At 72.7% G+C, this 7,603-nt stretch carries 7 protein-coding genes and 1 pseudogene; 6 read left to right on the top strand and 2 right to left on the bottom strand.

The genetic code is table 11. The annotated features are described in order from the left end of the window. Positions 1–110 precede the first annotated feature (110 nt). The gene (locus tag AC13HU_RS26695; RefSeq protein WP_483044510.1) at positions 111–1,187 is read right to left on the bottom strand and encodes an acyltransferase; all 1,077 of its coding nucleotides are present in this window, start codon (positions 1,185–1,187) and stop codon (positions 111–113) included. 83 nt (positions 1,188–1,270) lie between these two features. Between AC13HU_RS26695 and AC13HU_RS26690 the strand changes: the two genes are divergently transcribed. Further along, positions 1,271–1,960 (top strand): PIG-L deacetylase family protein, encoded by a 690-nt coding sequence (locus tag AC13HU_RS26690; protein WP_483044509.1) that lies wholly within the window; start codon positions 1,271–1,273, stop codon positions 1,958–1,960. Here AC13HU_RS26690 and AC13HU_RS26685 read toward each other — a convergent pair. Beyond that, positions 1,947–2,426, bottom strand: coding sequence for an NUDIX hydrolase (locus tag AC13HU_RS26685; RefSeq protein WP_483044508.1), 480 nt, complete (start codon positions 2,424–2,426; stop codon positions 1,947–1,949). The genes AC13HU_RS26690 and AC13HU_RS26685 overlap by 14 nt on opposite strands. Before the next feature lie 213 nt (positions 2,427–2,639). Between AC13HU_RS26685 and AC13HU_RS26680 the strand changes: the two genes are divergently transcribed. The 5 genes and pseudogenes from AC13HU_RS26680 to AC13HU_RS26660 all read left to right on the top strand — a co-directional run. Beyond that, positions 2,640–4,058, top strand: coding sequence for an NsdA family TPR-like regulatory protein (locus AC13HU_RS26680; protein WP_483044507.1), 1,419 nt, complete (start codon positions 2,640–2,642; stop codon positions 4,056–4,058). Further along, positions 4,055–4,564 (top strand): GNAT family N-acetyltransferase, encoded by a 510-nt coding sequence (locus AC13HU_RS26675; RefSeq protein WP_483044506.1) that lies wholly within the window; start codon positions 4,055–4,057, stop codon positions 4,562–4,564. The genes AC13HU_RS26680 and AC13HU_RS26675 overlap by 4 nt, the downstream gene beginning before the upstream one ends. Positions 4,565–4,778: 214 nt before the next feature. Next, on the top strand, positions 4,779–5,975 hold the full coding sequence (locus tag AC13HU_RS26670; RefSeq protein WP_483044505.1) for a hypothetical protein: 1,197 nt from the start codon (positions 4,779–4,781) through the stop codon (positions 5,973–5,975). Positions 5,976–6,185: 210 nt separating this feature from the next. Further along, positions 6,186–7,151 (top strand): DNA-processing protein DprA, encoded by a 966-nt coding sequence (locus tag AC13HU_RS26665; RefSeq protein ID WP_483044504.1) that lies wholly within the window; start codon positions 6,186–6,188, stop codon positions 7,149–7,151. Beyond that, positions 7,148–7,603, top strand: a pseudogene (locus AC13HU_RS26660) (hypothetical protein); the annotation flags it as partial. The gene AC13HU_RS26665 and the pseudogene AC13HU_RS26660, both read left to right, overlap by 4 nt.

The raw sequence follows: 7,603 nt of genomic DNA, 5'->3' as shown, positions 1-7,603 counted from the left end.
CCTGGACACCTACTACGAGGTCGGCGGCCAGCTGATCGACACCGCCCCCACCTACGGACCGACGCTCGTGAGCGGCTGACCCGGCAGCCCGGCCCTGGCCGGGCAGCGGGTCAGCCCAGCAGCCGGGTGAACCGCTCGGGCACCAAGCCGCGGCTGTTGCCCGCGTACGGGAACAGCCACGTCCCCCGGCGCAGGAAGTCCCGCAGATCATGGCCGAGGTCGTCCAGCACGCCCCGCACCGCAAGCGGCTCGCCGAAGTCAAACACCGCCGCGGTGGCCCCGCCGCTGCGGCGGACCTCGGCGACGCCGGGAAGCTCCCCGTCCCGCGGGTGCCAGTCCACTTGCCAGCACCGGTCCGAGCCGGTCACCTGCCAGCGCATCCCGACCCCGTGTGCGGCCATCGCCTCGACCGCCAGCCCCTTGAACCGCAGGCGTTGCATCCAGGCCTCCAGCAGGCCGGCGACCGCCTCGCGGCGCGCGGCCGCATCCAGCGCCACCGGCTCCAGCACCCGCTTCACCGTGGCGGGCACCCCGGCCGCCAGCACCCCGGCGGGCAGCGACCGGGTCACGGTGGCCGTCGCGGCCACCACCGTGCCCGCCCCCACGCTCCCCCCGGGCAGCAGCACCGCCCGGAACCCCCGCCAGGCCCCGTCCTCGCCCTCCACGCCCGCGAACGCGGCACCGTGGCCGTCTCGGACCGGATGCCCGGCGTGGTAGCCGTGCGTGAAGATCGCCACCTCGGCGCTGATTCCCACCTCGTCCCCGATCACCACCGGCTCGGTCGGGTTCACCGTCACATCCGGCGCGATCTGGCACCGGTGCCCGATCCGCACCACCGAGTTCTCCTCCATCGACGCCCCGGCACCGATGCGCAGCCGCCGTCCGAGGTAGCTGCCCTCGCCCACCGACCACTGCCGGCACACCACGTCCGCGCCCGCATCCACCACCGTACCCACGCCCAGCACGGCCTCGTCCGCGACCAGCCACCGGCTGCCCTCGCCCACCTGCCCGCCCGCTCCCACCTCCAGACGGGCCGAGCGCAGGTCGCAGCCCGGCCCGATCACCGCGCCGTCCCCCAGCACCAGGTCGTCGGCCACGATCACCGTGCCCTCGCCGATCCGCACCCCCTCACCGACCTGCATGCGCTGTACCCGCAGCTCCACCCCGGGAAAGTCCCTCGCATCCACCGCGTCCTCCTTCTTCCTGTGCACCACGGCCCGCGGCGCACACCGCGGGCCGATCCGATCCGATTCCGCACGTCAGGAGCACCATGACCTCCACCTCGCGCAGCATCCTGGCCGTCGCGGCCCACGCCGACGACGAAGTCCTCGGGGCCGGCGGCACGCTGGCCGCCCACGTCCACGCCGGTGACCGCGTCCATCTGCTGATCCTCAGCGCCAGCGCCACCAGCCGCCCGGGCCAGGACCACGACCAGGTCCGCGCCCACCGCGCCGCCTGCGTGGAGAAGGCCGCCGCGCTCTACGGCGCCGATGTGCAGCTCGCCGACTTCCCCGACAACGCCTTCGACACCGTGCCCCGCCTGGCGATCACCCAGACCGTCGAGGACGCGCTGGCCCGCTCCAGGCCGCAGATCGTCTACACCCACAGCGCCGCCGACCTCTCCCTCGACCACCGGATCATCGCCGAGGCCGTTGCGGCCGCCACCCGGCCCCAGCCCGGCAGCACCGTGGCCACGGTCCTGGCGTGGGAAGTGCGCTCCGCCACCGAGTGGGGCACCGGTACCCCGTTCCGGCCGACCTGGTTCCAGCCCCTGACCGAGGAGGACCTGGCCGTCAAGGAGCAGGCGCTGGAGGTGTACGCGAGCGAGATGCGCCCCTGGCCCCACACCCGCTCGGCCCGAGCCGTGCTCGCCGCCGCCCGCGTGCGCGGCGCCCAGGCCGGACACGAGGCCGCCGAGGCGTTCGAGGTGGTCAGGCACACGGTCCTCACACCGGCGTGAAGACGGCGCGCTGCTCGTCCGCCAGGGCCAGCGCGATGCGCTCGCGGACGCTCTCGCGCACCGGCGGCAGGGCGTCCGGGGAGAACCAGCCCACCTCCAGCGACTCGTCATCCGCCGCCCGCGCCACCTGGCCCGGGTCGGCGGGCCGGCACGCGAAGACCAGCTCCAGGTACTGGGCGCGGTCGCCGCCCGGGTGCCGGACTTCCGGCGAGACGGTGACCGCCGCCAGGCGCTCGACCACCACCCGGATCCCGGTCTCCTCCTCCACCTCCCGCACGACCCCGGCAGCCGGCTGTTCACCCGGTTCCAGGATGCCGCTGAGCAGGGACCACTCCCCGGTGTCGGACCGCCGGTGCAGCAGCACCCGCCCGTCGGTACCGCGCACGATCGCGTTCACCCCCGGCAGCCACAGCAGATGGTCCGGGCCGACCACGGCCCGCAGCGCCGCGACGAAGTCAGGGATCACAGCAACCACCTCGGGCACGCAGGAGCAGGTCATGGGAAGGGCCGGATGCCGCTACGGTGCCGTCGCGAGCGGCTCCGGCCCCGCCCCCAGATCAGCAGCCGGCACCCTGCCACGCCCAGGCCCCACTGGCGTGAACCCCGTGAAGTGAGAAGGCAGAAGCGTGAAATCCCGTGAAATCAACCAACCGAGACGCCAGTGACGTAGCGTTATGGTGTGGCGACTGAAAGCCTCCCTCCACGTTCGCACCCCGCCGTGCTCCAGGACGCGCTCACCCGCGCCAACTGGTCGGCCCGGGACCTGGTCAAGACCGTCAACCCCCGCTTGAACGCGATGGGCCACCCCACCGTGGACCTCACCGCGGGCTACAAATGGCTGCGCGGACATGTGCCGCGCTCCGCAGCGGTCCGGGACGTTGTCGTGGTCGTCCTGTCCGAGGTGACCGGCCACCGCTACACCTCAGCCGAGATGTGGGGCAGCGCGTACCCCTCCGCCGCAGAGGCCACGGAGACTGGAGAGACCGAAGAACTGCTCGGGCCCCTCCCGCTGGAGGCAGTCCTGCGGACCGCGACCGCGTGGACCGGCGGCACCGCCGAGCCCGCCCTCGTGCAGTCCGCCGCCGACGAGAAGCTGTCCGCCGCGGTCTGGGACGCCACCCGCCAGGCTCCCGCCCGGCTGCTCACCGGGCGCAGCGGCGGGGAGTACGTCGCTCCGGAGTTCGTCGACATGCTCGATGAGCAGCTCGCCGCTTTGCGCCGCCTCGACGACCGCACCGGCGGCGGGCCGCTGAGCCAGCGCCAGGCCCGGCACGCCCTCCACGACTCCCTCGCCCTCATCCACGACGGCCAGTACACCGCGGCCACCGGCAACCGCCTGCTGCAGCACGCGGGCGGAGCCGCCCAACTCGCCGGTTGGATGGCCTTCGACGCCGGCCTGGCCCCGGCGTCCCACCGCTACCAGCTCCTGGCCATCCGCATCGCCCGCGCCGCCGGCGACACCACCACCGTCTCCAACGCGCTGGGCATGCTCGCCTACCAGCACGCCGCCGGCGGCAACCCGAACCTGGCCATGCGGTTCGCGTACGCCGCCGTCGAACACGCCAAGGGCGGCCTGCCCCTGGTCCAGGCGAGGGCCTGGGGGCGCCTGGCCACCGCACAGGCCGCCTCCGGCAACCTGGACGGGTTCCGCCGCGCGACCGACCAGGCCCGGAGCCTGATCCAAAACCGCCACGCCGACGACCCGCCCTCGCTGTACTACCTCACCCCCCAGCAGATCGACGCCGAGTCCGGCCAGGCCCTCGTCGACCTCGCCGCCCACGTCCCCGGCAAACGCACCCTCCTGCTCCGCGAGGCCGCCGACCTCCTGAGCCCCATCGCCGACCAGGGCCCGTCCACCGGGTTCCGCCGCTCCGGCATCCTCCACGGCATCCACCTCGTCCGCGCCAGCATCGGCGCCCGCGACCCGGAGGCGACCGCCCACTGGATCACCGCGCTGGCCGACCACGTCCCCCACGTCCAGTCCATCCGGTGCCGCACCCTCTTGGCGGCGGTGCGCACCAGGGCCGGCAACCCGCTGCGCGCCGCCGGGCGCACTGATGCACTCGAGGCCATCAGCAAGGCACTATCAAGTGCATGACCCACCTGCTGCCGACCGCGGACCGAGCGTGGACGATCGCCGCCGTCGCCTACGACAGTCCCGACGCCCGCGGGCTCACTCAGGCTCTCCACCGTGAGCAGATAGCGACCTACGGCCGAGCCGACGATCCCGAAGCCACCGCGCCCGCCGAATTCGACCGCCCGCGCGGCGCGTTCCTCCTCGCCGCCCGCGCTGACGGCACCGCCTTGGCCTGCGGCGGCTGGCGCACCGCGGCACCGGCCACCGCTGAGATCAAACGCATGTACGTCTCCCCCGTAGCCCGCGGCCACGGCCTGGGACGACAGATCCTCACGGCTCTGGAGGACGACGCCCGGCGCCACGGCATGAGCGAAGTGATCCTGGAGACCGGCGTCAACAACCTCGCCGCGCTCGCGCTCTACACCCGCTGCGGATACGCCCCGATCGCCCCCTACGTCACGGGCCGCGACCCGCGGATCAACCGAGCGTTGGGCAAAGCCCTGGGAGCGTCGGCCGAAGGGCCGTAGCCCCGCTGTGCAGCCGGTGCGGAACCGATCCGCGAGCCCGCGCGCGGCCCGCAGCGGCTGCCGGCCTGATCGGCTGACGGCGTTGTGACGCACACCGTCGACGGGGCTTCCGAGTACGCAGGGGGCCGGAAAGGGCAGGTGCGTGACCGGAGCGGCTGAGATCATGGCACGAGGATCAGATCATGATCACGGTGCGGGAGCAGCGGGGGCGGGCATGGACGACAACAGCACGGTGTGCGCGGTCGCGATCGACTACAAGGCGGTCCTGCGTTCGCCCGGACGCGCCCACGACGGGATCGCCGACTTCCTTCGGTGGCTCGACGACCGTGACGTGGCCTTCGTACTGCTCACCACCGACCCGATCGACGCCGGGGCCGCCCTTGCGGCCGCCGGCCTGCCCGCACCCGACCTCCACCTGTCCCGCGACGACATCCCCGGCACGCCGAACCGCGGCAGCGGTGCCTGGCTCGACACGGTCGCCGAGCGCCTCAACCTGCGCCTGAACCAGCTCCTGCTCGTCGGCACCTCGGAGTGGGACTGGCGCACCGGCATCAACGCCGGCGTCGTCCACGTCCTCGCCCGCTGGGCCAACCACATCAACAACGGCAAGGGCATGATCACCCTGTCGGCCGACGATCCGGCAGGCGTCGGTGAGCTCCTGGAGCACTTCTTGCTGGACGAGCCCCGCTGGGCCTTCAGCCACGACGACACCGCCCGCTCCTTCAAGATCCGCTCGCTGCTGCCCCCCAACGTGCGGTTCCCCCAAGCCCCCGGCCGGACCTTCGAGCTCCAAGACGTCTTCACCCGCGGCCGCACCATCACCGTCGGCACCCAGGACGCCCGCGACATCCTGATGCTGCGCCTGCTCTCCTCCGCCTACCTCGACGGCACCCTGCCCCACCGCAGCCTCTTCTGCGTCTACCCCAGCAGCTCCCCGGGAAAGGTCAGCCAGCAGCTCGCCGGCTTCCTCACCAAGGCGAAGGTGATGGTCGGCTCCTACTACCGCGAGGACCTCCTCGAGCGCACCGGCCAGGCCCCGGACACCAGCCTGGAGCGGTGGAAGCGGAGCAGGGGCGAGGCGAGCACGGCGGACATCTCGATCGGCGCCCAGGCGCGCACCGTCCGGATCAACCCCAAGTACCGGGGCAAGCTCAAGGGCAAGACGGTGATCGTCTTCGACGACTTCACCACCGAGGGCAAGTCCATCGAGTGGGCCCGCACCCTGCTGACCAGCGCCGGGGCACAGCAGGTCATCGCCTTGACCATCGGCAAGTACGGCGCCTCCCGCCACACCGCCTACCAGCTGCGCCCCGGCACGACGATCGACCCCTACCTGGTCAGCTATCACCTGGCGGCCACGAACTTTCGTGACGACGCCCGTCACCGCCGCCGCGGGCCCAGGCCCCGGTAACGCGCTGAAGGCCACGATGTCCCACTTCATCGCCGCCGCGCAGGACACCGACTGAGCCGCCCTCCCCCGAAGTCTTCGCCCGACCCGCGCGGCCAGGCCTGCCGCCCCTTTTCGGCCCGTACGAGGTCCGCGTACGTCATCATGGGGAGTGGCCCGAGTACGCGCTCCATCCTTCGAACATCCCGGGGCCACGAGTAGAAGGACACCCCGATGAACCTCGATATCACCGCTGACCAGCATGATCTGCTGACCCTGTGCGCCCTGCGCACCGGTGACGCCACTCTCGACTGGAGCCTGCTCGCGCGCAGCGCCCAGAGCCCCGAGGGCCTGGCCGCGCTCATGGACGGACAACTGCGCGAGGACTCGCGCGCCGCGACCAAGAACCGCCCCCTGCTGCAGCAGGCCCTGACCGCGGGCCTGGACGATGCCCGCGCCCGCGTCGACGACGAGCTCGCTGCGGCCAGCACCGCTGACGCGCGCCTGGTCACCGTCCTGGACAAGGACTACCCGGCGAATCTGAGACTGATCGGCAACCTGCCGCCGTTCCTCTTCTACCGCGGCGAGCTCGATCAGCGCGACGCCCGCTCCATCGCCGTCGTCGGTACCCGCCAGGCCTCCGAGGACGGATTGCGCCGGGCGGCCCGGATGGCCCGCGAGCTCGTCGAGCACGACGTCGTGATCGCCAGCGGCCTCGCCAAGGGCATCGACGCGAGCGCCCACCAGGCCACGCTCAGCGCCGGGGGCCGGACCTTCGCCGTCATGGGCACCGGCATCGCCGCTGCCGTCTACCCGGCCGAGAACCGGCCGCTCGCCAAGGCCATCCTGGACGCGGGCGGGGCGCTGCTGAGCCAGTTCTGGCCCACCAGCCCGCCAGCGAAGTACACCTTCCCGCGGCGCAACGTCGTCACCTCCGGCACCACTTTGGGCAGCGTCGTCATCGAGGCCTCCAGCACGTCGGGGGCCAAGATGCAGGCCCGCCTGGCCGCCGAGCACGGCAAGCTCGTCTTCCTGATCCGCTCCCTGGCCGACACCCAGCCCTGGGCGAAGAAGATGCTGGACGAGGACCGGGCGATCCTGGTCACCGCCTCCAGCGACATCACCGATAGCCTCGGCCAGGCCGCGGACATCCAGCGCGCCGGCCAGCAGCGCCAGCAGCTCGCCCTGGCCGGCCTGTGACCGCAGGTCTTCCCGACCCGGCCGGCTTTCCCGACTGCCCGGCGTGCGCCTACGTCCTGACCGGCACCGCCCGCCTGTGCTCCGACTGCGCCGGCCGCACCCTGCAACCGGTCGCCGACCCCCACTGCCCGGTCTGCTCCCAGGCCCTCCCACCGGGCGGACCGTGCGGCAACCGGCTGTGCGCGCTGCCGCAGGCGCGCCGCGGCTTCTCGCGTGTCGATGCGGTGGCCGTGTACTCCGGAGCCCTCCGCGACAAGATCCACACGCTGAAGTACGAGGGCCGGAGCGGCTGGGCGATGATCTTCGGCCGGCTCCTCGTCGGCTGGATGGAGAGCCACCCCGAGCAGATGCGGGGCGTCGACCACGTCGTCGGCAACCCCACCCACCCCGGCCGCCAGCCCATCCAGCACATCGAGGCGATCATTGACGCCGCCTACACCGAGGACGTGCGC

It is taken from the genome of Streptomyces sp. NH27 (genome assembly GCF_056859195.1).
The sequence above is the reverse complement of the archived record's forward strand: the minus strand, read 5'-3'. Positions and strand labels throughout refer to the sequence as shown.